Source organism: Sphingobium sp. SJ10-10 (genome assembly GCF_036038995.2).
Classification (GTDB): Bacteria; Pseudomonadota; Alphaproteobacteria; order Sphingomonadales; family Sphingomonadaceae; genus Sphingobium.
The window spans coordinates 1,614,045-1,635,004 of sequence record NZ_CP158132.1; the positions used below are offsets into that span (position 1 = coordinate 1,614,045).

The 20,960-nt window shown below is 64.6% G+C and carries 20 protein-coding genes; 7 read left to right on the forward strand and 13 right to left on the reverse strand.

Translation table 11 applies throughout. The features are described from left to right. Positions 1 to 154: 154 nt before the first annotated feature. The 4 genes from VVT58_RS07675 to VVT58_RS07690 form a co-directional block, all read right to left on the reverse strand. Positions 155 to 1,537, reverse strand: a complete 1,383-nt coding sequence (locus tag VVT58_RS07675; RefSeq protein WP_327753513.1) for a HAMP domain-containing sensor histidine kinase — start codon at positions 1,535 to 1,537, stop codon at positions 155 to 157. Next, positions 1,537 to 2,634 carry a hypothetical protein gene (locus VVT58_RS07680; RefSeq protein WP_327753512.1) on the reverse strand — a complete coding sequence of 366 codons (1,098 nt, stop codon included), beginning with the start codon at positions 2,632 to 2,634 and terminating at the stop codon, positions 1,537 to 1,539. Before VVT58_RS07680 ends, VVT58_RS07675 begins: the two co-directional genes overlap by 1 nt. Before the next feature lie 46 nt (positions 2,635 to 2,680). Beyond that, positions 2,681 to 3,847, reverse strand: coding sequence for a hypothetical protein (locus VVT58_RS07685; protein ID WP_327753511.1), 1,167 nt, complete (start codon positions 3,845 to 3,847; stop codon positions 2,681 to 2,683). A 77-nt stretch (positions 3,848 to 3,924) separates the two neighbouring features. Continuing rightward, entirely contained in the window at positions 3,925 to 4,227 is a 303-nt protein-coding gene (locus tag VVT58_RS07690) for an Hpt domain-containing protein (RefSeq protein ID WP_066555790.1), read from the reverse strand. 80 nt (positions 4,228 to 4,307) lie between these two features. Between VVT58_RS07690 and VVT58_RS07695 the strand changes: the two genes are divergently transcribed. Further along, positions 4,308 to 6,980 carry a hypothetical protein gene (locus tag VVT58_RS07695; RefSeq protein ID WP_327753510.1) on the forward strand — a complete coding sequence of 891 codons (2,673 nt, stop codon included), beginning with the start codon at positions 4,308 to 4,310 and terminating at the stop codon, positions 6,978 to 6,980. 219 nt (positions 6,981 to 7,199) lie between these two features. On the opposite strand, the gene VVT58_RS07700 is transcribed toward VVT58_RS07695, so the two are convergent. Continuing rightward, entirely contained in the window at positions 7,200 to 8,198 is a 999-nt protein-coding gene (locus tag VVT58_RS07700) for a D-glycerate dehydrogenase (protein ID WP_327753509.1), read from the reverse strand. Positions 8,199 to 8,317: 119 nt separating this feature from the next. Here VVT58_RS07700 and VVT58_RS07705 point away from each other — a divergent pair, with 119 nt between their 5' ends. Further along, complete coding sequence (locus VVT58_RS07705; protein WP_327753719.1) at positions 8,318 to 8,788, forward strand: SH3 domain-containing protein; 471 nt, start codon at positions 8,318 to 8,320, stop codon at positions 8,786 to 8,788. Positions 8,789 to 8,795: 7 nt separating this feature from the next. On the opposite strand, the gene VVT58_RS07710 is transcribed toward VVT58_RS07705, so the two are convergent. Next, complete coding sequence (locus VVT58_RS07710) at positions 8,796 to 10,322, reverse strand: peptide MFS transporter (RefSeq protein WP_327753508.1); 1,527 nt, start codon at positions 10,320 to 10,322, stop codon at positions 8,796 to 8,798. 138 nt (positions 10,323 to 10,460) lie between these two features. Between VVT58_RS07710 and VVT58_RS07715 the strand changes: the two genes are divergently transcribed. Both VVT58_RS07715 and VVT58_RS07720 read left to right on the forward strand, forming a co-directional pair. Beyond that, the gene (locus VVT58_RS07715; protein WP_327753718.1) at positions 10,461 to 11,039 is read left to right on the forward strand and encodes a nitroreductase; all 579 of its coding nucleotides are present in this window, start codon (positions 10,461 to 10,463) and stop codon (positions 11,037 to 11,039) included. Positions 11,040 to 11,111: 72 nt separating this feature from the next. Continuing rightward, entirely contained in the window at positions 11,112 to 11,456 is a 345-nt protein-coding gene (locus tag VVT58_RS07720) for a GntR family transcriptional regulator (RefSeq protein WP_327753507.1), read from the forward strand. 40 nt (positions 11,457 to 11,496) lie between these two features. On the opposite strand, the gene prsR is transcribed toward VVT58_RS07720, so the two are convergent. The 7 genes from prsR to VVT58_RS07755 form a co-directional block, all read right to left on the reverse strand. Continuing rightward, complete coding sequence (gene prsR / locus VVT58_RS07725; protein WP_087574085.1) at positions 11,497 to 12,861, reverse strand: PEP-CTERM-box response regulator transcription factor; 1,365 nt, start codon at positions 12,859 to 12,861, stop codon at positions 11,497 to 11,499. Continuing rightward, the gene (gene prsK / locus VVT58_RS07730; protein WP_327753506.1) at positions 12,861 to 14,933 is read right to left on the reverse strand and encodes an XrtA/PEP-CTERM system histidine kinase PrsK; all 2,073 of its coding nucleotides are present in this window, start codon (positions 14,931 to 14,933) and stop codon (positions 12,861 to 12,863) included. Before prsK ends, prsR begins: the two co-directional genes overlap by 1 nt. Next, on the reverse strand, positions 14,930 to 16,318 hold the full coding sequence (locus tag VVT58_RS07735) for a TIGR03013 family XrtA/PEP-CTERM system glycosyltransferase (protein WP_327753505.1): 1,389 nt from the start codon (positions 16,316 to 16,318) through the stop codon (positions 14,930 to 14,932). Before VVT58_RS07735 ends, prsK begins: the two co-directional genes overlap by 4 nt. Positions 16,319 to 16,501: 183 nt before the next feature. Continuing rightward, complete coding sequence (locus tag VVT58_RS07740) at positions 16,502 to 16,753, reverse strand: hypothetical protein (RefSeq protein ID WP_066555778.1); 252 nt, start codon at positions 16,751 to 16,753, stop codon at positions 16,502 to 16,504. 48 nt (positions 16,754 to 16,801) lie between these two features. Then, positions 16,802 to 17,458, reverse strand: coding sequence for a sigma-70 family RNA polymerase sigma factor (locus tag VVT58_RS07745; protein ID WP_327753504.1), 657 nt, complete (start codon positions 17,456 to 17,458; stop codon positions 16,802 to 16,804). Positions 17,459 to 17,571: 113 nt separating this feature from the next. Continuing rightward, positions 17,572 to 17,706: a hypothetical protein gene (locus VVT58_RS07750; protein ID WP_327753503.1), complete on the reverse strand. Its 135-nt coding sequence runs from the start codon at positions 17,704 to 17,706 to the stop codon at positions 17,572 to 17,574. A gap of 94 nt (positions 17,707 to 17,800) precedes the next feature. Next, positions 17,801 to 18,595, reverse strand: a complete 795-nt coding sequence (locus VVT58_RS07755) for a response regulator (protein WP_327753502.1) — start codon at positions 18,593 to 18,595, stop codon at positions 17,801 to 17,803. Positions 18,596 to 18,677: 82 nt separating this feature from the next. Between VVT58_RS07755 and VVT58_RS07760 the strand changes: the two genes are divergently transcribed. The 3 genes from VVT58_RS07760 to VVT58_RS07770 all read left to right on the forward strand — a co-directional run bounded on the left by VVT58_RS07760 (position 18,678) and on the right by VVT58_RS07770 (position 20,918). Next, positions 18,678 to 18,872: a hypothetical protein gene (locus VVT58_RS07760; protein WP_327753501.1), complete on the forward strand. Its 195-nt coding sequence runs from the start codon at positions 18,678 to 18,680 to the stop codon at positions 18,870 to 18,872. A gap of 70 nt (positions 18,873 to 18,942) precedes the next feature. After that, positions 18,943 to 19,188, forward strand: a complete 246-nt coding sequence (locus tag VVT58_RS07765; RefSeq protein ID WP_327753500.1) for a NepR family anti-sigma factor — start codon at positions 18,943 to 18,945, stop codon at positions 19,186 to 19,188. Between the two features lie 221 nt (positions 19,189 to 19,409). After that, on the forward strand, positions 19,410 to 20,918 hold the full coding sequence (locus tag VVT58_RS07770) for a sensor histidine kinase (RefSeq protein WP_327753717.1): 1,509 nt from the start codon (positions 19,410 to 19,412) through the stop codon (positions 20,916 to 20,918). Positions 20,919 to 20,960: the final 42 nt, after the last annotated feature.

Genomic DNA, 20,960 nt, shown 5'->3' on the forward strand with positions numbered 1-20,960 from the left:
GCGCCGTTTTTTTTGAGCCGGAACATGTGATGTTTTACAAAAATGGCCATTAGCTGCCATTGAGCGCATCCGTGTTCCTGCGAAGGCAGGAGCACGGCGTACTTCAAGGAAAACAGCGCGGAACAGAACGTCCGCTACCGGCCCTTCCCCTTGGCTACCCCGCAAAAACAGGAAGCAAAAGCGTAAAGCGCGCCCCCCCTTCCGGCGCGTCGTCGATGCGGATATCTCCATCCATCGCTCGCGCCAGACGCCGCGAAATATAAAGCCCCAACCCGCTGCCGCCCGCATCGCTGCGGCCCAGTCGTTCGAATTTGTCGAAGATGCGCTCACGGCTGTCCGCGGGAATGCCATCCCCCCGGTCCAGCACCGCAATCCAGGCTTGCCCGGCTTCCCGGCCGGTCTCGATCCGCACGGTCGATCCTTCGGGCGCATAGCGGACCGCATTGCCGACAAGGTTCATCAATATCTGTAAGGCACGGCGGAATTCCCCGACCGCAGGCTGCTTCACCTCCGGCGCGGGCGCCACCACGCAAATCCCCCGATCCAGCGCCTTGACCAGGAACAGCCCGGCGGCCCGTCTCCCGATATCGGCCAGATCGATCTCTTCGGCTATCACGCTGAAATCGGGCCGGTCGATCGCTTGCAGATCGGCCAGATCGTCGATCAGCGCCATCAAATGCCGCCCCGCCGCCGATATGTCATGGGCATAGCCGACATAATCCGGCCGCAACGGCCCTTCCAATTGCGCACCGATCGAATCCGCATTGGCTATGATCCGGCCCAAAGGCTGGCGCAACGAGCGGTCCAGCCTTTTGCCGAACTCGGCGGGATAAAACACCACCGGCTCCGGCGCGGCGAGCGGCGCCGTCACCGCGCGGTCCAGCGGCAGCGCCTTCCCGCGATAGCCCACCAATTGCCCCGCCAGATCGAACATCGGAAAGCCCGACAGCATGAAGCGCTGCGCCGCGTCGCCGGTCAGCGCCGCAACCTGATCGCGAAAGGCGCGCCGCTGGGCAAAGCCGCGCAGGATCGGCAGATCGCCGTCCGCATCCGGACGCAATTCGAAATAGCTGGTGAAGCGGCTGCCCGGCACGGGCGGCGCCGAAGGCAGCGCGCCCTCCTCGCCAAAGCCCTCCAGCACCATCTGGAAACGCAATTGCGTGTCGATCTGCCATGTCCAGCCGTCCGACAGGGCGGCGATGTCCGTATCCCGCCGCATCAGATCGATTGGCGCGACGGCCGGCTGCCGCTCATGCCAGTCGATGACGGCAAGCTGAACCAGTTCCGCTTCCGGCCTGGCGCGCACCCACATGTCTATATCGCCGCGTTCCGCCGCAGCGACGACAGGCCGCGACAGCGCGATTCCCAGATGTCCAGCCAGCCGAACCATCGCCGCCAGTTGCGGGATGGCCAGCATAGTTCCCAACCCCCCCCCCGCCTCCTGCTGCAAGGCGAGCAAGGGCGCATCCGCACTGAGCAGCCGGCCGTCCGCAGCGACTGTCGCCCGGATGATGGCAGGATGCGCCGGCATGTTCATCAACCGCTGATCCGCAGCAGATGATCCAGCTTGGCACGCAGCGCGGCGGGCGCGCGCAGGGCGTTCACCGCCGCATCGGCCTGCGCCACGGTCAGATCCTGATAGCGCACCGCTTCCCCGACGATCGCCGCGTCGGACAGGGACGGCCGCACCGGCCGCAACGCCAGCAGCAAATGCCGGTAATCCGCATCCGATCCCCCGAGGGCGCGGCAGAGCGCGGCGACCTGTCCCACTGGCCCCATGACCAATATGTCAGCGACCTGCGCGCTCTCCATCCGCAACCGCCGTCCGGCCAGCGCCGCAAACAGCAGAAATTGCCTCTGCCCCAGCGCCGCGCCCATCAATTCCGGCGCGTCTGCCCCATCGCCCAGTTGACGGACCAGCCTGTCGGCCGCCGCAATCGGTCCCAAAGCCTCATCATGCCGTACGAGCAGCCGCTGCGCCGCCGCTTCGACCAAGGGCAATACCGCCTCGGGCTCCATCAGGCCGCTCCGCTGGACGATCGCCGCCAGGCAAGCCGCTGCCGTCCACAGCAATTCCGCGAAAAAGACCGCAGGCAGATCGGGCTGCATCGGCTGATCCTCCGCCGCCGTCATCAGCCAGCGCCCCTCGGCCAGCATCAGCGCCGCCAGCGCATTCCCCAAGGCCGGATCGTCGGCGGGAAACAGCGAATCCGCCTCCGATTCGCCCCCGGAACCGCCATCGGACACGCCAAATTGGCGCAGCATCAGGCTGATCCCGCCCCGCATCTGCATATGGGCGAGTAGCGCCGGTCCCAGCAGGGTCGGCTGCGCGCGCAGGGTCGGCCAGCAGACAGGCTGCGGCCATTGCGCCAGGGCTGCCGCGATTTCGGGCGTTTCCTCCAGCGCCAAGCGCAATCCGATCTCGATCGCGGTCAGGCATCCGCCCAGATGCCGCCGGGTTTCCGCCACCAGCGCATCATGCCTCTCCCGCCCCTCATCGGGAAAGAAAAACGCCAGATCAATGGCATGACCAACAGGAACGGCGGACATGCCCGCCATGACTTGCGCCATTGGCCAGCAGTCCGCCTGGGTCGGTCCGATCAGGGACGAAAAGGCGCTCATATCGGCCAGCATAATGGCACGTCGTTAAAATGCACTAAACCGTAACGAGCAAAATCGCTCAAACCCGCCGCAGCAGGATCATCGCTCCGGCAGAGGCGATGGCGCATAGCATCGCAACGTCGAACATTAGCGGCAGCACGCCCGCGAACGCTCCCGCCAGCAAAGGCAGCAGCGCACTGGCAGGGGTGAAAATCGTCCACGGCCGCGCCGCACCTACCTTTTGCCCGCGGTCGGCCAACTGGATGATCGCCAGCAGCAGCGCCAGATAAAGCGGCGTGGCGCCTTGCGCCGCCAGCGCTATCCCGCACACCGCGAAAGCGGGCGCGACAAAGGCCGTCCAGCCCATGGGCAGTGGCCGCAACGCCATTTCGTCCAGCCGGTCCGCAGTTTCCGCCATCAATAGCGACAGCAGCAACAGGCAAAAGCCCGCCCCGGTCCAAAGCAGCTCGATCGGCACCAGCGCGATCGCACCCAGCGCCATGGCCGCGATCCGCACCTGCAGGGCGGGAACCTGCATGCGCATCAATGCCGGGCTGATCAACCGCGCGGCCGGACCCAGCAGATAATGTTCCGCCGCGCCCCTTATCCGTCGTTGCCGCGGCCCGTGGGAAAGCACCGCCTGGGCCGCCAGATCGGCCTGGTCCTGCGCCTCGACCAGCGCCACCCGGCCTTCCAGCAGATCGTCCTGCGGCACGGTGACCCGCCGCGCCCCGGCCTGCACCGCGGCCCGCACCAGGGTCAGCGCCAGATCCCAGTCACCGATCATGTCGAGCGTGTTGAACAACAGGTCCGGGCTGACCCGCGCCAGTCCCGCCCAGCGCTGACCGGCATCGATCCGTTCGAACGGCGCACTGGCGCGGCTGTCGTCCGTCACCAGCAGGGCATTGCCCTCATCGCCCGCCATCGCCTCGAAATAGCCCTGTCCGATGATCGCTCCATCCGCGACCAGCAGCGTATCGGCATCACGCGGCGCATCGCGCACCATTGACACCATGTCCCGGACCAGCGCGACGGCAATGCCGTCTGCCGACAGCCGGTCGACCGCCTGCGACAGAGCCGGGGTGATGACGCTGACCAGGATCATCACCCGGTCGGCGCCCGCGCGCACGGCCTGCCGCGCCTGATATTCCACCAGCGTCTGCCCGGCGAAATGCAGACTGCCGCGCAACGACCCGGCCGAATCGCCACCGGCCCGGCTCGCGCTGAGAATAGCCGCAAAAGTCATGCGTGATGAAACCGACCCGATCGTTGTTCTGCCACCTTGTTACAAGGCGGACGCGTTCACGCAAGCAGCGTCACGCATCAACCCCGCGCAAGATCGTCAATCAAGGCCCGCAAGCGCCGCAGGATGCGCGGATCGCCAGGCGCGGCGTCGACCGCTTCATCGGCCATGGTCATCAGGCTGGTAAGGCCGAAACTGGCCGCCAGCCCTTTCAGCCGCCATGCGGCAAGCTGCCAATTGGCGTCGCAACGGGCGCGCCCGAGCAAATCGAGATGCCGCTGCGCGCTTTCCATGAAGGCGACGCGCAGATCCTCAATCAACGGCCTGTCGTCACCGACAGCAGCGGCCAAAGCCGCATTCAGGGCGCCTGGGTCATAGGACATGGGGTCAACGCTATCTGGCTTGCGTTAAGTTTTGGTAACAGGGCATTTTCGTGCGCGTAAAAGCTGCTAGGATAGCAACCATGAATGGGGGCAGCACAATCGTCGAATTCTGGCGGGACAAGGACGCAGCGGCCGATGACACGGCGCGGGCAGACGACAGCTTGCTATTGAAACAGGCCGTTTTGGATCTGGAGGACGAAGGCATCCCCATCGAAAATGGCGAGCGCGGCGTGCGCGGCACCCAATGGGCGATGCTGGCCGCAGGCATCGCCTGGATTAGCTTTGCCGGCTGGGCCACGCTTTCGTCCGGGCAATGGCGGGCGGGGCCGGCGGCCTGGCCGGGCCTGGTCGCGACGATCCTGGTGCCGCTCATCCTGCTCGGCGTCTGCTATCTGCTGCTGCTGCGGAACAGCCGCAGCGAATCCCGCCGCTATCTCGACACCGCCCAGGCGCTCAGGACCGAGGCGGAACTGCTCGAACTACGCCTCGGCCGAATCGCCGGTCAGTTGGAGACGGCGCGCCAGACCATGCAGGATCAGGCGGAACTGCTCGACAGCTATGGCGCGGCGGCCAGCAGCAATATGGAAGCGTCGGCCGAACTGATCGCGAGCCGCGCCAACAGCACCGCCGAACGCGCCGAAGCCGCCGAACGCGCCGGGCTGGCCCTGGTCCAACGGATGGAAACGCTGATCGCATCGATCCCCGAACTGGAGGATCGCGCCACCCGCATGTCGGCGCAGATCATCGACAATGGCCATGCGCTGTCGGAACGCATCGACGCGTTGGAGGCGCGGCTGCATGCGCTGGGCGAACTGTCGGACGACGCCCGCACGCGCACGCTTTCCGCGACCAAGAGCCTGTCGAGCCAGCTCACCCAGCTACAGGAAGCCACCCGTTCCGCCACGCAGGAGGTCACGGGCATGGCGGACTTGGCTTCGGGCCGGATCGAAGCGACGACGCAAAGCGCCCGCAAGGCGATGGAGGAAAGCTGGCTCGACATTGAGCAGAAGTCTGTCGTCCTGAGCGGGCTGACAGATCGAACGAAGGCGGACATCGCGGAGACGACTCAGTCCGTCATCGCCCTTCTGACGCAGGAATTGAACCGCGTCGAAATCGACGTGCTGCATCGTCTGGAAACCACCCATGGCCGGGCGCAGGAAACCATGGCGGCGGTCGATGCCAATCTGACGGCCCAGGCACTGTCGCTCAAATCGCTGATCGAAGGCGCGCAGGCCGGGATCGCCGCGACCAGCCAGTCCGCGCTTACCATCCTGTCTCGCGATGCCGAGACCGTCGAGGCGGAACTGCGCCAGCGGGTCGAAGCCGCCATTGCGCAAACCCATGAAGGCATCAGGTTGACGGACGACGGCATTGCCCGTCAGACCGAGGCGCTGGAGACGCTGATCGCCCGGTCGCGCAACAGCATCGCCGCCATTGGCGATGAAACCGTCACCAATCTTGCGGATCATGTGGGCGAGATCGAAAGCCGCCTGCACCAGATCAACGATCTGGTCGAGGGTCAGCGGGCGCTCGTCTCCGGCCTGCAGGGCAGCCTTGAGGACGCGGTCGATTCCGCGCAATCCCGTTTCGCGGCGATGGAACAGTCCGCGCTGGCCCGCAATGAGCGGCTGACCGAGGCGTTGAGCCGTCTGACCGCCGAAACGCAACGCATCGACTCGGCGCTGGCAGCCGGTGGGCTGACCGCCGAAAGGCTGATCGGCAGCGCCGAGACGCTGATGATGGCGCTCGATTCCAGCGTGCGCGAACTCGATGAAACCTTCCCCGCAGCGCTTCAGCGGTTCAACGGGCGAATCGAGACCAGCCGTACCCTGCTCGACAGCGCCGCGCCGGAAATGGAGCGGCTGGAGGCGATTTCCGAGGCGCTGCTCGGCCGCACCCAGGAAGCGGAAGAACTGCTGCGCGGCCAGGGCCGCCGCCTGACCGAATGGCTGGAAAGCACGCAGAGCGGCGTCGACGCCAATCGCGAGCTGGTGGAAAAGCTGCGCACCGCGCTCGACAATGCGCATCAGGACGCCACCCGCATCACCGAAGGCGCAGGCCCGCTGCTTGTCACCGCCCTGCTGCGCGTCAAGGACACCGCCGACCAGGCGGCCGAGCGCGCTCGTCAGGCGCTCAGCCGAGCCATTCCCGAAGCGGCCGAGGCGCTTGCCGACGCGAGCGAAGAAGCGATGCGGCGCGCCATAGGTGAAAAGGTCACGGCGCAGATCGAGATGGTCGCCAAGGTGGCCGAGGAAGCCGTGAAGGCCGCTCATCAGGCCTCCGATCGCCTGACCCGCCAGCTTCTGACCATCGCTGACACCAGCGCCAGCGTCGAAGCGCGGATCGAAGAAGCCGAACGCGCCACCGAAGATCGCGACCGCGACCATTTCGCGCGCCGCTCCGCTCTGATCATCGAATCGTTGAACAGCACGGCGATCGACGTGTCCAAGATTCTGTCCAACGATGTGACGGATTCGGCCTGGTCAGCCTATCTGAAGGGCGATCGCGGCGTCTTCACCCGGCGCGCGGTCAAGCTGCTGGACGCGGGCGAATCCCGCGAAATCGCCCTGCACTACGACAATGATGCTGAGTTCCAGGAGCATGTGAACCGCTATATCCACGATTTCGAATCGATGCTGCGGATCATCCTGTCGGCCCGCGACGGCAATGCGCTGGGCGTTGCGATCCTGTCGTCGGATATGGGCAAGCTCTATGTCGCGCTCGCTCAGGCGATTGAGAGGCTGCGGCAGTAAGCGGCCTGGAGATTGGAAACACTTCCGGTAACGGCCATTCCAAGACATTGATCGCATCCGTGTTCCTGCGAAGGCAGGAACCCAGTTCCGCCGCTTGTGGATCATCGCACCGTAGGAACTGGGCTCCTGCCTTCGCAGGAGCACGATGCGCTTCAAGGAAAGCAGCGCGAAGCAGACCGTCCGCTCTCCACCCTTTCCACCATCCCACCGGCGACCGGTTCAGACCCAGCCTTCCAGCACCTGATTGGGTGGCCGGTGACCGTCGACCCAGCTTCGGATATTGGCGATCACCCGCGCGCCGGTGGCGTCGCGTCCCTCGAACGTCGCAGACCCCATATGCGGCAACAGCACGACATTGGAGAGGTCCAGCAGCCGCGGATCGACCGCCGGCTCATGGGTGTAGACGTCCAGCCCCGCCCCGGCGATCCGTCCTTCGGCAAGCGCGGTGATCAGCGCCGGTTCATCCGTGATCTCGGCGCGCGACGTGTTGATCAGATAGGCGTCAGGCCGCATCAGCGCGATCCGCCGCGCATCGATCATGCACCGGCTATCGGCATTGAGCGGACAGTGGATGGAGACGATGTCGCAGTCGCGCAGCAGTGAATCCACATCAGGATACCAATGCGCCTGCAATTCCTGCTCCACTTCGAAGGGCAGGCGGTGGCGATTGTGATAGGCGATGGAAAGGCCGAAGGCGGCGGCCCGGCGGGCGACGGCGCGGCCGATGCGGCCCATGCCGATGATGCCCAGCCGCTTGCCGCCGATGCGATGGCCCAGCATCCCCGACGGGCTCCAGCCAGCCCAGGCGCCGGAACGCACCAGCTTTTCCCCTTCAGCCAGGCGGCGCGGCACGGTCAGGATCAGCGCCATCGTCATGTCGGCGGTATCTTCGGTCAGCACGCCGGGCGTGTTGGTGACGATGATCCCCTTTTTCCGCGCTGCGTTGAGGTCGATATGGTCGACGCCGCTGCCGAAGCTGGCGATCAGTTGCAGCCGCTCCGGCGCGGCCTCGATCAGCGCGGCGTCCAGTTGATCGCTGACGGCCGGCACCAACACGTCGCACTGTGCCATGGCGCGGGTCAGCGCGGCGCGATCCATCGGCACGTCACCGATATTGAAGACTGTGTCGAACAGATCGGCCATGCGCGCCTCGACATTGGGAGGCAGGCGGCGCGTGACGATGACGCGCGGCTTGGCGGGGCGCGGTTTCTTGGCCATGTCTGGCCGCTATTCTTCGTAGGCGCGATGGTCAAGCGCTTATCCCCAATGTGCAAGAGAGCGGTTGTCGGTCATAGGGGCGAGCGGCTATGGTCGCGGGGTCGCATGATGGGGAATATATGGGCATGAAGGGCTATCTGGGCGCGGGCATCGTCGCCGCGCTGTGCTGGACGGGCGGGGCATGGGCCGCGCCTGCGAAGCCGGTGCCCTATTGGGCGTCGCTGACCCAGGCCGAGGCGCGCATGCGCGTGGGGCCGAGCCTGGATTACCCGTCCAACTGGGTCTATCGCCGCCGCGACCTGCCGGTGAAGGTGGTGCAGGTGCTGGGCCTGTGGCGCAAGATCGAGGATTCGTCCGGCACCCAGGGCTGGATGCATGTCCGGCTGCTCAGCGACACGCCCACCGCCATCGTCACCGCCGGCATCGCGCCGATGCGCAATTCCCCCAGCGAGGATGCCCGTCCTCTCTTCCGCGCGCAGAAGGGCGTGGTGGGGCGGCTTTCCTCCTGCGGCAAGGGCTGGTGCGCGTTCGATGTCGGCGGGCAGAAGGGCTTCATCCGCGAAAGCGATATCTGGGGGGCGACGCAGTAACGCCCGTTCAGGCGCTTTCCTCTCCAAAGCGATCGCTGTGCATCAGCCGTTTCACCAACGGCGCCAGCGCCATGACCACCAGGCCCGCGCCCACGGACCACCAGCCGATCTGGCTGTAGACCGCCAGCACATCGCCACGGGAGGCCGCCCCCCCCTCTCCGCCCGTAGCCGCCGCGATCAACCCGGCGGCATATTCGCCCAGCGCCATGGCCAGGAACCAGATGCCCATCATCAGGCCGATCATGCGCGACGGCGCCAGCTTCGACATGGCGGAAAGGCCGACCGGCGACAGGCAGAGTTCGCCCAGCGTGTGGCAGAGATAAAGCAGGAAGATGAACAGCACCGGCGTCAGCGTGCCGGGCGCGCCGGTCCCCGCCACCAGGATCAGGAAACCAGCGCCGACCAGCGCCAGCGCTATGCCGAACTTGGCCGGGGTGGAGGGTTCCCATCCCCGCTTCGCCAGCCATATCCACAAGCCCGCGATCACTGGCCCGAACATCAGGATATAGGCGGCGTTGACCGACTGGAACATCGACGCCGGAACATGGAAACCCAATATATGCCGGTTCGTGTAGCGATCCGTGAACAGGCTGAGCGACGATCCGGTCTGCTCGTACAGACCCCAGAAGATCGGGTTGATGACCAGCAGGAACAGCGCCGCCAGCATCCGGTCGCGGCCGATCCGCTCCATCCGGCCGAAAGCCTCCCAGAGGATGTACAGCACGACGGCGACGCTCGCCGCCGCCAGCATCCAGCCGACGATCGCATGGCTCTGGATCAGGAACCAGCAAAGCGCGATCGATGCCAGGCTGGACAGATAGACCAGCCATTCGCGGCTGATGACGCCGCCGACGCGCTCCTTCAGGCGCGCTGGATCGGGCGGTTCTCCCCGGCCCTGTAGCAGCGGCTTGCACAGCATGAAGCCGATGACGCCCGCGATCATGCCGACCGACGCCGCGCCGAAACCCCAATGCCAGCCCCATGTCTGACCCAGATAGCCGCAAATGACCGGACCGATGGTCGCGCCCAGATTGATGCCCATGTAGAAGATCGTATAGGCCGGGTCGCGCCGCATATCGTCACGCGGATAGAGCTGCCCCACCAGCGCCGACACGCTGGATTTGAGGAAGCCGGTGCCGGTGATCACCGTCGCCAGGCCGAACCAGAACAGGCCAAGGCCCATGGCGCCCGCATCGTCGCTTTCCAAGCCAAGGATGATATGCCCGATGGCGATCACGACGCCGCCGAACAGCACCGCCTTGCGCTGGCCAAGATAGCGGTCCGCCAGATAGCCGCCCATCAGCGGCGAAATATAGATGAGCGACATATAGGCGCCATAGGCGTAGCTGGCGTCGCGGTCGGAAAAGAGGAAATGCTGCGTCAGGTAGAAGATCAGCAACGCGCGCATGCCGTAGAAGGAGAAGCGTTCCCACATCTCCACGAAAAACAGCAGGAACAGCCCACGCGGATGGCCGAGCCAGGTCTTGCCTGTACCCGCCCCTGCTCCGGCGGCGGTTGAAACGGAGGTCGCCATCCGGCCCCTTATCCTATCTTGTTGCGGAGCCTGCGGAACGCGCCCCTTGTCGCCGCCAGCCTAGAGCCGAAATTATTCATCTGTCAAAGAGCGGCCATGCCCTTGCGTCCGATCAGCGGGCGAGCCATCTGGAGCGCCATGTTCAATGACCTCAGCTCTCCGCTCTCGCTTCTCCAGACCCGCCGATCCGGCAAGCCCCGCGACCTGATCGCGCCGGGACCGGATGCCGACCAGCTCCGCACGATATTGGAGGTGGCGCAGCGCACGCCCGATCACGGCAAGCTGGCGCCCTGGCGCTTCGTAATCGTGCCGCTGGATAAGCGCGAGGATCTCGCAGTGCTGCTGGAGACCGCCTATCGTGCCGAAAAGCCGGATGCGGGCCGGCTGGAAATAGAGGCGATGCACCAGTTCGCGCATCAGGCTCCGACGCTGGTCGTCGCGCTTTCCGCGCCGGTGGAGGGCAGCAAGATTCCGCTCTGGGAACAGGAATTGTCGGCGGGGGCGGCGATCATGAACCTGCTCCACGCGACCCATGCCCTGGGCTTTGCTGGCGGTTGGCTGACCGGCTGGGCCTGCTATAATGAGGAGGTGCGGACAGCCTTCGCAAAGGGCAGGGAACGGATCGCGGGCTTCGTCTTCATCGGTACGCCGGGAAGAGAACAGGAAGAACGGCCCCGGCCAGAATATGACAATATAGTTTCCGTTTGGGATAGATAGTTACGTATCCGGCCTGATATGGCGCAAGAGCGTGGCTTGACCCGCACGGCTGTATTATGGCACTGATGCACCATGGCCGACGACTCCAAACCCGTCTATCTCCGCCTGCGGGAGATCATCGCCGCCTCGATTCTGGACGGGGAATTTCGCGACGGCGACATGCTGCCTTCAGTGCGCGCCCTGGCCGCGCAACAGGGCGCCAATCCGCTGACGGTCGCCAAGGCCTATCAATGTTTCCAGGATGACGAACTGGTGATCGTAAAGCGCGGCGTCGGCATGTTCGTTGCGGACGGCGCCACGCGGCGGCTGCGGGATATGGAACGGGCGCGCTTCCTGGAGGCCGTGTGGCCTCCGGTGGCGGAGCAGATCAGGCGGCTGGGGATCAGCGCGGCGGATCTGGGAGTTGAGAGGGTTTAGGACCAGCACGTTGCGCTTCAGTCAAATCAGCAAAAAACCTTCAATTCTGCATCCGATATTGCTTCAACAAATCATAGAGCGTCGGCCGGCTGATCCCCAGCATCTTCGCCGCGCCTGAAATATTGCCGTCCGTTCGCGCAATCGCCCGGCGGATCGCGCGGCGGTCGGCCATTTCCCGCGCCGCCTTGAGGTTCACCGCATCGCCCCCTTCGGCCCGATCCCCGTCCAGATCGAGATCGGCGGCGGTGACATGCTTGCCATCCGCCATGATGACGGCGCGCTTCATCCGGTTCTCCAGCTCACGCACATTGCCGGGCCACCCCCAGCCATCGAGCGCCGCCAGCGCATCGGGCGCGAGACCCTTGACCTGCGGATTCATGTCCTTGGCGAAGCGGTTGAGGAAATGCCGCGCCAGCAGCGCCGGATCGCCCGGCCGCTCCCGAAGCGCGGGAATGCGCACGACGATCTCAGCCAGCCGGTAGTAAAGATCCTCGCGGAAGCTGCCCGCCGCGATCATTTCCTCCAGATTCTGGTGCGTGGCGCACACGATCCGCGTGTCGACCGATATGGGCTGGCGCCCGCCGATCCGCTCGATCACCCGCTCCTGCAGGAAGCGCAGCAGCTTGACCTGCAAAGCCAACGGTATGTCGCCCACTTCATCGAGGAACAACGTGCCGCCCTGCGCCAGTTCGATCTTGCCCGGCGTGGTCTTGATCGCGCCGGTGAAGGCGCCCTTCTCATGCCCGAACAGTTCCGCTTCCAGCAGCGTCTCCGGGATCGCCGCGCAGTTGATCGCGACAAAGGCACCCTCGCGGCGCGGGCTGGCATCGTGCAGCCCCTGAGCCAGCAATTCCTTGCCGGTGCCGCTCGCCCCCAGCAGCAGGACGGAGACGTCCGCCCCCGCGACCCGCTCGATGGTGCGGGCGACCTTCATCATTTCCGGCGCGGCGGTGATCAGCCGGCCCAGCACGCGCCCGCCCTCCGGCGCGGTTTCGGCCAGCCGCGCATTTTCCTTTTCCAGCGCATGGACGTGGAAAGCGCGGCGGACGATCAGCCCCAGCTCATCGATGTCGACCGGCTTCTGATAGAAATCATAAGCGCCGCCCGAAATGGCATGGAGCGCGCTTTCCCTTGCGCCATGGCCGGATGCCACGATGACCTTCGTATCCGGTTTGATGCGCAGGATTTCCGCCAGCGTGGCGAAACCCTCGCTGGTGCCGTCGGGATCGGGCGGCAGGCCCAGGTCCAGCGTCACCACATCGGGCGCCTGCTCGCGCAGCATTTCGATCGCTTCCTCGCGGTCGCCCGCGATGAAAAGCTGATATTCCTCATAGGCCCAGCGCAACTGCCGCTGAAGCCCCGGATCATCCTCCACGATCAGCAATTTCGGTCGCATATCGCTCATCAGGCGGCCTTCCCCCTAAATTCTTCCCCCAAGGCCAGCGGCAGGCGCAGCGTGAAACGGCTCCCCACCCCCGGCTTGCTTTCCACGTCGATCCGACCGCCCATGGTCTGGGCCAGCGCCCGCGCCTCGAACGCGCCGATGCCGAAACCACCCGTCTTGCTGGACGAAAAGGGCTTGAACAGCTCGCGGCGGATGAATTCCGCAGTCATGCCCCGGCCCTGATCCACGACGTCCAACGCCGCATTTTCGGCCTCAACCGACAGACGCAATTCTACAGGGCTATCGGGCCTGCTGGCGTCGATTGCGTTCTGGAGCAGATGAATCACGATCTGCTCGACCCGCGCCGGATCGGCCAGCACCTGCGGCGCATCGCCCGTGACGCTGATCTCATGCTGGCGCGAGCGGGTGCGCGCCACCTGCTGCGCCACCTCGAGCAGCGCCATGGGACGCGGTTCTTCCGCCCGGCCCTTGTTATGCTGCGACAGGCGGGCAAGCATGTCGTTCATCTTGCCCACCGACTCTTGCAGCGTCAGCACCATGTCGGCGCGGAAGTCCGGATTGTCGGCATGCCGCTCCGCATTGCGGGCGAGCAGCGAAAGCTGGCTCACCAGATTTTTCACGTCATGGATGATGAAGGCGAAGCGGCGGTTGAACTCCTCGAAACGCTGGGCGTCGTCCAGCGCCTGCTGCCCCTGCGCCTCGCTCAGATAGCTGGCGGCCTGCCGTCCGGCGGCGCGCAGCATGTCGAAATCCTCCCAGTCCAGCCGCCGGTCGATCGGCGGCCGGGCGAGCAGGATGGCGCCGATCAGCCGACCGAAATGAATGAGCGGCACCAGCGCCCAGGCGCGGCGATCGAGGCTCATCCAGCCGGGCGCGCTGATTTCTCCCGCGCCGCTTGGCGGGCGATCGATATCGATGATCCAGCCGCTCTGCTCGATCAGCGCGGCGAGCGGCGCGGGCACGACTGCGCCATCTGGCATGTCGCCGGGCCAGTTCCACTGCGTCTCGAACGCCAGCGCGCCATCCTCCGCCCGCAGCATCAGCACGGCGGCGGGGGAATCGGTGATGTCGGCCACCGCCTTCGCCACCCGCTCTCCCAAAGGCAGGGCATTGTCGCCCGGACGCCCTATCGTGTCACCGAAGCGCATCCATTCGGTGCGATAATCATAGCGGTGCTGGAAGAAATGCTTGGCCACCTGCACCTTCCAGAAGGCGCGTATCCGGCGGGAGGGGAGCAGCACCAAGGCGCTGACCGCCATGAAGAAGACGCAGCCGATTTCGACGACCCGCGCATAGGGACCGGCGACCAGTTCCACCAGAACTGCCGCTGCCGCCAGCACCACGACATACAACGCGATCGCCGCCAGCGAGAGCGACTGCAAGGTCAGCGCGCGCGACAATTGCAGCCGCCCCGCCATGTCGTTGCGCATCCCCGCCGCGATCACTGGCGCGAGCAGCGCCATCATCGGCCCGCGCAGCGCGTAAAGCTCGTTGGCGCGATGCATGGCGAAGGTGGCGATGGCATAGAGGTTGAGATCATAGGTCCACATCGCCGCCAGCGCGCCCAGCAGCAGCGCCACCCGCCCCCGTTCCCGCGTCGGCCAACTGATGTAGAGATGATGGACCAGCATCAGGCTGCCGATCGCGGTCATCATGTGCAGCACCAGCGAAACATGGGTGAGTGCGCGATGCAGATCGCTGGACGAAGGCAATTGCCGCCAGATGAGGTCGGTGAAGGTCTGGAGCAGGATGATTCCCGCCACGGCGGCATAAACCGATCCGATCGCGACCAGCGATCCTCCGCGGGTCGCTCCATTCCGCCGCAGCATGGCGAACAGCAACAGCAGCCAGGCGGCGTTACGGATATTCTCGCCAATGCCGGTCAGCGGCTTTTCCACCCCGCCGAAGGAGACGTAGAGCGACCAGCAGGAAGTGAGCAGCAGCGCGGCGGCCAGCAGCCGCTGTTCGGCTGCCTCTTCCCGGCGACGGAGGATGAAGATGCCCAGCGCCGCGAACAGCACGGCGGCCAGGGCATGGCCCCAATCCCCGACGAATTGCAGCAGCATGCTCATCGCGCGCCCTCCGGCCAGAGGATGACCCGCAGCGTCTGGATCAGGATCAGCAGGTCCAGGAAGGGCGTGTAATTCTTGGCGTAATAAAGGTCATATTCCAGCTTGTGCCGGGCATCCTCTATCGACGCGCCATAGGGATAGTTGATCTGCGCCCAGCCGGTGATGCCGGGCTTCACCATATGGCGCTCCGCATAATAGCGCAGATGCTGTTCCAGATCCTCGACGAACTGGCGGCGTTCGGGACGCGGGCCGACGAAGCTCATCTCGCCCTTCAGCACCGTCCAGGTCTGGGGCAATTCGTCGATGCGCAGCTTGCGCAGCCAGTAGCCGAGGCGCGTGATGCGCGGATCGTCCTTTTCCGCCCATACCGCCTGGCCGGACGATTCCGCATCCTGCCGCATGGTACGCAGCTTCACGATCCAGAATTCCTCCCCGAACAGGCCGACGCGCTGCTGGCGGTAGAAAGCGGGTCCCTTGCTGTCGAGTTTCACCAGGATCGCCGCGAGCAGGATGATGGGGCCGGTCAGCAGCAGCAGGATCGAACTGGCGATGATGTCGAACAGCCGCTTGGCGATGCTGGAAATCCGGCGGCCGGCGGAAAAGCCGTCGGAGAAGATCAGCCAGCTCGGATTCACGCTGTCCAGGTCGACGCGGCCGGTTTCGCGTTCCAGGAAGGTCGATATCTCGTTCACATGGACGCCGGTGGTCTTGATGCGCAACAGGTCGCCCAGCGGCAGCGCGTTGCGCCGCTCCTCCAGCGCCAGCACGACCTCGCTCGCGGCCAGGCGGACCACGAAATCAGCGAGATTATAGATGGCGCTGCGGTTGATCGCTTCGGGGATAACCTGCGAGCCGTCGTTCATCGCAATATAGCCGACGATGAGAAAGCCCGAGCCCTTGCGCTGTTCAATCTCCCTGATGCGGGCGGCACGATTGCCCGCGCCCAGCACGACCAGCCGCCGCTTGAACGCCTCGCCGCCCAGCATCGACCCCAGAAGGATGCGGATCGCCAGCAGCAGGGCGATGGCCAAGCCCATGGCGTAGAGCGAATTGGATCGCCAGAGCGTGATGTCCGGCAACAGAAAATGCATGACCGAGAGGAACAGCACGCCCAGCGAAATCGCGACCAACAGCCGCGCCAGCGCATAGCGGATCGATTGCAGCGCTTCCGGGCCATAGACGCCGACGGCGATCATCGCCGTCTGGATCGCGATGCCGAAGCTGACGAGCGGCCCGATGCGCGTGGTTACATGATCGACATTCATGCCGATCTGATGCGCGCGCAAAATCCAGCCGCCTTCCGCCGCGCCGATCAGCAGCAGGAAGTCCAGCAGGCCGAGCAGCAACACCGCATGCGGCACATAATGTTTGAACAATCTTATCATTCGTCGCGCGTTTCCCGCTGCGCCCGGCGGGCAGGCCATCGCCGGATCGCCTTACAGATGCTGTAAGGAAATCCGACACCGCCGGGGACAATGCACGACAATCACAAAGATTTTCTGAACGGAGGCCTATGCCTTATCAGTGACGCAAAATGGTGTCGGCGGGCATGGGCATCCAACGACGCTTCAATCATGATTGCGAAGCGTATCCGCCGCATTCTTTGCCGCATCGCCCACCACATGGGCCGCGCTGTCGACGGACCCGGCCGCTTCCGTCAGGGTATCGGCCCGGCGGTCATCCCGTTCCTTGGTCATGTAGAAAAAGCCGATCGCCAGGATCAGGGCGATGGCCACCAAAAGGAAGATGATCAAGCTGCCGCGCGACCGGCCCGGTACGGAAGCCGGTTCGTAGGATTCATCCTTACGCCCCTCGTCCATTCTCCTTCTCCCGATCCTCACATCCAGAGGTGGAGAGTGTAACACAGATCATTCCAGGTCCGAGTCGGTATCTTCGCTCACTTCCCTGGCTTCGCGGCCCCGGCTCAACCGGTCGACATCGTCCATGATCTCGTCCAGCACCGACGTGTCGCTGGTTTCATGGCTGCGGCGCGAAGGCAGTTCGCCATTTTCCAATATCTGTTCCAGCGCGGCGCGGCCGCGCGCGACCCGGCTCTTGATGGTGCCGACGGCGACGCCGCAAATCTCGGCCGCTTCCTCATAGGCAAAGCCACCCGCGCCGACCAGTATTAGCGCCTCGCGTTGCGGCTGCGGCAATTGCAGCAAAGCGCGCTGCATGTCCGACAATTCGACATGCTTGTCCTGCCCGGCAGGCGCAGCAAGCAGGCGGTCGGCGGCCAAATCGTCCCAGTCGCCCCGGAAACGGGAGCGGCGCATCTGGGAAAGATAGTGATTGCGCAGGATGATGAAGGTCCAGGCGCGCATGTTGGTGCCCGCCTGGAAGCGGCTGCGCGCGGCCCAGGCCTTCAGCAGCGTTTCCTGCACCAGATCGTCCGCCACATCGCGATTGCCCGACAGCGACCGGCCAAAAGCGCGCAAATGCGGGATCACGGCTGCCAGCTCGCGCTTGAAATCCGCGTCCGACAGGGTTTCGCGCTCCACATCCTGGCTTACGCCCTCGCTCATGGAAACAACCCCCTCACCGGCCGTCGCCCTCGCTGCATGAACGGAAGTCGTCAAAGCCATATGTGCGTCCGCATCCCAATTTTTTTCTTCTCAAGGACCAATTGCCGCAGCATTCAATAGCCCCATAATATCACAATCATCACAATGATCGCGAGTGTCAGCGAAATGCCCAGGACGTAACGCACATTATGCCGCGTAGAGCCCGCTCTGGCATCTTCGGTCGCAATGTGCCGTTCCTGTTCAGCCATCAAGCTTCTCCCGATCGTTACGCATCAATAACGCGAGTCGCGGATCGGGGTTCCCGCTTTTTCCGGCCTAATTTTAGAAAGCTGACAGCAACGATCAGGCCGGAGCCGTGGCTTCGTCGAAGAACAGCGCCTGGGAAATCGCCGCCTTGACGGTGGACCGCTGGAAAGGCTTGGTGATGAGGAAGGTCGGCTCTGGACGCTCGCCCGTCAGCAAACGCTCCGGGAATGCGGTGATGAAGATCACCGGCACGGAAAATTCGGCAAGGATATCCTTCACCGCGTCGATCCCGCTCGAATCGTCGGCAAGCTGAATGTCCGCCAGCACCAGGCCCGGCCGTTCCGCCAAGGCTTCGCGCACCGCATCCTCGCGGGTGACGGCGATCGCGGTCACTTCATGGCCCAGGTCGCGGACGATGGTTTCAATGTCCATCGCGATGATCGGCTCATCCTCGATAATCAGCACCTTGGCGCGGGTCTGAGACTCGATCTCGCTCAGCGCTTCCTTGACCAGCGCTTCGACGTCATCGCTCTCCAGACCGATGAGATAGCCGACATCGTCGACGGTGAACCCTTCCAACGCCGTGAGCAGCAGAGCCTGGCGCGGCAGCGGCGTCAGGCGGGCCAGCCGCGCCTGCGCGATCGCTTCCTGCCCGTCGGCGCCGGTCAGCACCGGCCCGTCTTCCAGATGGGAGGAAGACCAGATCGCATGGAAGGTTTTATAGAGGCCAAGGCGCGGGTCGACATTTGCGGGAAATTCGTCCGGCGCCGCCACGATGGCTTCGAGCGTGGCGCGGACATAAGCATCGCCATGCGCCTGACTGCCCGTCAGCGCGCGCGCATAACGACGCAGGAAAGGAAGGTGGGGGTGGAGTTGCTGACCAAGCGACATCTGTAAAAAATCTCCCAGCCCATCGGGCGCCTTGTCATGGCTTAACATATGCGTCGAAACATTCGCCGGATCGGAAGGATGGATGGACGATGCCGATGTGGCAAGCCCCCCTTCCCCCTTTCGGAACGGAAAGGCTTTCGGCACGCTTGCCGAAATCGCTCCCCCATTCCTGCACCGGCCTGCCCAGCGGGCAAAAAATGCTTCGCCGAGGGAACCAACAACCGGGGGATTTGTTTCACTGCCGTTCGGTTTTTTCGAAATCTTTGGAATTTTGTGATTTGATTTCCCAGACGTTGAATTGACGTCATAGGGGAAAGCCGCAAGAAGAGCAGGCTGGCATGATATTGATGGCTGCAGAGGGGCGTGTTTTGGTTGCTTCAACGACGGAACGGGATGTGACGGGAGGGGACAAGAAAGATGTCGGCACCAGCACTCCGGGTTCTGGCGTGAAGGGCGGCGCCGCCCGCAAGAAACGCGTATCGGCGGCGAAAGATGACGGCCAGGTCGCCAACGCCCTGCGTTCCGTTTACCAGCGGGCGGTGGATGAGGATATTCCCGCCGAAATGCTCGACCTTCTCAGCAAGCTGGACTGACCCTCCCTGATCAGCCGGACCAGAACAACCGGAGGGGATATGGCGCTTCTGGAAAAATCCGGCAGGCGGATGTTGCCTTCCTGGGAAAACCGGCGTTTGATGTTCAGCGTCAGATAATGGACACAAGCCCCGCACCGCCGCCCATCGAAGCCATGCCTCCTCCGGCCCTTCTCTCCTTCGTGCAAAGATTGAACAACATTTCCCATTCGACCGGCGTCAAGATGTTCCTCATCCTGACGCTGGCGTTGTTGCCGCTTGGGCTCATCGCGCTGGTGGCGTCGCTCCAGGCGATCCGCACGACCGATCTGGAAAAGGAAGCCCTGCTGCGCGTCGCCGTCACCCAGAGCGCGCGTAAATTATCGGCGGATCTGGCCTCGGATCGTACGGCGCTAATGCTGACGGCCAACAGTTTCGCCACGTCCGGGCCGGATCGGTCCATGTGTGTGCGCCTTTCGGTGTTCCTGAACTCCCACGATCGCGGCGGGGGCCGCTATTATATTTACGACCGCGCAGGCCGGCGGCTATGTGGTTCCTCCTTGCCGGAGCCCGCCGGCCTGCCGTCCTCGCTGCGCTTCAGCAGCGCCCCCGCCCAGTTGCTTCCCAATGCGCCCTATCTCGTCAGCCGCGCGCAAAGCAGCAACGGCGCGGTCGTGGCGATCGCTTATTATTCGCGCGCCTATCTGGAGGCGATGACCAACCCGGCAGGGACGTTGCAGAACCGGCAAATCACCCTGCACGATGGCCGCCACAGCCTGCTCATCACGCGCCCCGCCAGCTTGCCGAGCGGCCATAGCACGACGCTTTCGGCCCGGCTCGATTCGCCCGGCATCATCCTCACCATGACGCTGCGCGATCCCCCGGTCACGGTTGCGCGCATGCTCTCGCTGTTCCTGCCGCTGGTCATGTGGTTCGCGGCGGCGGCGATAGGCTGGTTCGTGGTCAACCGCCTGCTGATCCGGCCGCTGGTGCTGCTGCGCCGATCGGTGGCGGCCTACCAGCCCGGCGAGGTGCTGGAACCGATGCGCCGCATCCGCACCCCCGCGCAGGAGATCGTGGCGCTGGGCGACACCTTCCGCGAAATCAGCGAGGATGTCGCGACCCATGAGGCGGAAATGGCGGAGGGTCTGGAAACCCAGCGCAAGTTGACCCGCGAGGTTCATCACCGGGTCAAGAACAACCTCCAGATCATCGCCAGCCTGATCAACCTTCACGCACGATCTGCCCATGATACGGAAGCAATCGAAGCCTATGCGACGATCCAGCGCCGGGTCGATGCGCTGTCCGTCGTCCACCGCAACCATTATGCGGAGCTGGAGGAGCATCGCGGCGTCGGCGTGCGCTCGCTCATCAGCGAATTGTCGGCCAGTCTGCGCAGCACCGCCCCCGCCGAAGCGCGCCGCTTCGGCATTCAGATCGACAGCGACAATCTGCATATCAGCCAGGACGTCGCCGTGCCGATCGCCTTCCTGCTGACCGAACTGGTCGAACTCGCCATGCTGTCCAACCCGCGCACCGCGATGCGGATATCGGTGCAACTGGAACCGGGCCGCACCGGCCGGGCGGTGCTCCACATTCTCTCGCCCGCCCTGCGCGGGTCGCCGGACATGACCGCCCGATTGGAGGAGCGCTACGGCAGGGTGCTGACGGGCCTGTCCCGCCAGTTGCGGGCGCCGCTGGAGCATGATCCCGAGACAGGCGACTATGCGATAGCGATCACGGTGCTGGAATAGCTGCGTGGGGATTTGGCCATGGGTGCGGCTGGCCAATTAGCT

Bases quoted from the DNA above. Each gene is read 5' to 3' on its own strand.
- VVT58_RS07675 (WP_327753513.1), bottom strand. From the start codon at position 1,537: ATGAACATGCCGGCGCATCCTGCCATCATCCGGGCGACAGTCGCTGCG.
- VVT58_RS07680 (WP_327753512.1), bottom strand. From the start codon at position 2,634: ATGCTGGCCGATATGAGCGCCTTTTCGTCCCTGATCGGACCGACCCAG.
- VVT58_RS07685 (WP_327753511.1), bottom strand. From the start codon at position 3,847: ATGACTTTTGCGGCTATTCTCAGCGCGAGCCGGGCCGGTGGCGATTCG.
- VVT58_RS07690 (WP_066555790.1), bottom strand. From the start codon at position 4,227: ATGTCCTATGACCCAGGCGCCCTGAATGCGGCTTTGGCCGCTGCTGTC.
- VVT58_RS07695 (WP_327753510.1), top strand. From the start codon at position 4,308: ATGAATGGGGGCAGCACAATCGTCGAATTCTGGCGGGACAAGGACGCA.
- VVT58_RS07700 (WP_327753509.1), bottom strand. From the start codon at position 8,198: ATGGCCAAGAAACCGCGCCCCGCCAAGCCGCGCGTCATCGTCACGCGC.
- VVT58_RS07705 (WP_327753719.1), top strand. From the start codon at position 8,318: ATGGGCATGAAGGGCTATCTGGGCGCGGGCATCGTCGCCGCGCTGTGC.
- VVT58_RS07710 (WP_327753508.1), bottom strand. From the start codon at position 10,322: ATGGCGACCTCCGTTTCAACCGCCGCCGGAGCAGGGGCGGGTACAGGC.
- VVT58_RS07715 (WP_327753718.1), top strand. From the start codon at position 10,461: ATGTTCAATGACCTCAGCTCTCCGCTCTCGCTTCTCCAGACCCGCCGA.
- VVT58_RS07720 (WP_327753507.1), top strand. From the start codon at position 11,112: ATGGCCGACGACTCCAAACCCGTCTATCTCCGCCTGCGGGAGATCATC.
- prsR (WP_087574085.1), bottom strand. From the start codon at position 12,861: ATGAGCGATATGCGACCGAAATTGCTGATCGTGGAGGATGATCCGGGG.
- prsK (WP_327753506.1), bottom strand. From the start codon at position 14,933: ATGAGCATGCTGCTGCAATTCGTCGGGGATTGGGGCCATGCCCTGGCC.
- VVT58_RS07735 (WP_327753505.1), bottom strand. From the start codon at position 16,318: ATGATAAGATTGTTCAAACATTATGTGCCGCATGCGGTGTTGCTGCTC.
- VVT58_RS07740 (WP_066555778.1), bottom strand. From the start codon at position 16,753: ATGGACGAGGGGCGTAAGGATGAATCCTACGAACCGGCTTCCGTACCG.
- VVT58_RS07745 (WP_327753504.1), bottom strand. From the start codon at position 17,458: ATGAGCGAGGGCGTAAGCCAGGATGTGGAGCGCGAAACCCTGTCGGAC.
- VVT58_RS07750 (WP_327753503.1), bottom strand. From the start codon at position 17,706: ATGGCTGAACAGGAACGGCACATTGCGACCGAAGATGCCAGAGCGGGC.
- VVT58_RS07755 (WP_327753502.1), bottom strand. From the start codon at position 18,595: ATGTCGCTTGGTCAGCAACTCCACCCCCACCTTCCTTTCCTGCGTCGT.
- VVT58_RS07760 (WP_327753501.1), top strand. From the start codon at position 18,678: ATGGACGATGCCGATGTGGCAAGCCCCCCTTCCCCCTTTCGGAACGGA.
- VVT58_RS07765 (WP_327753500.1), top strand. From the start codon at position 18,943: ATGGCTGCAGAGGGGCGTGTTTTGGTTGCTTCAACGACGGAACGGGAT.
- VVT58_RS07770 (WP_327753717.1), top strand. From the start codon at position 19,410: ATGTTCCTCATCCTGACGCTGGCGTTGTTGCCGCTTGGGCTCATCGCG.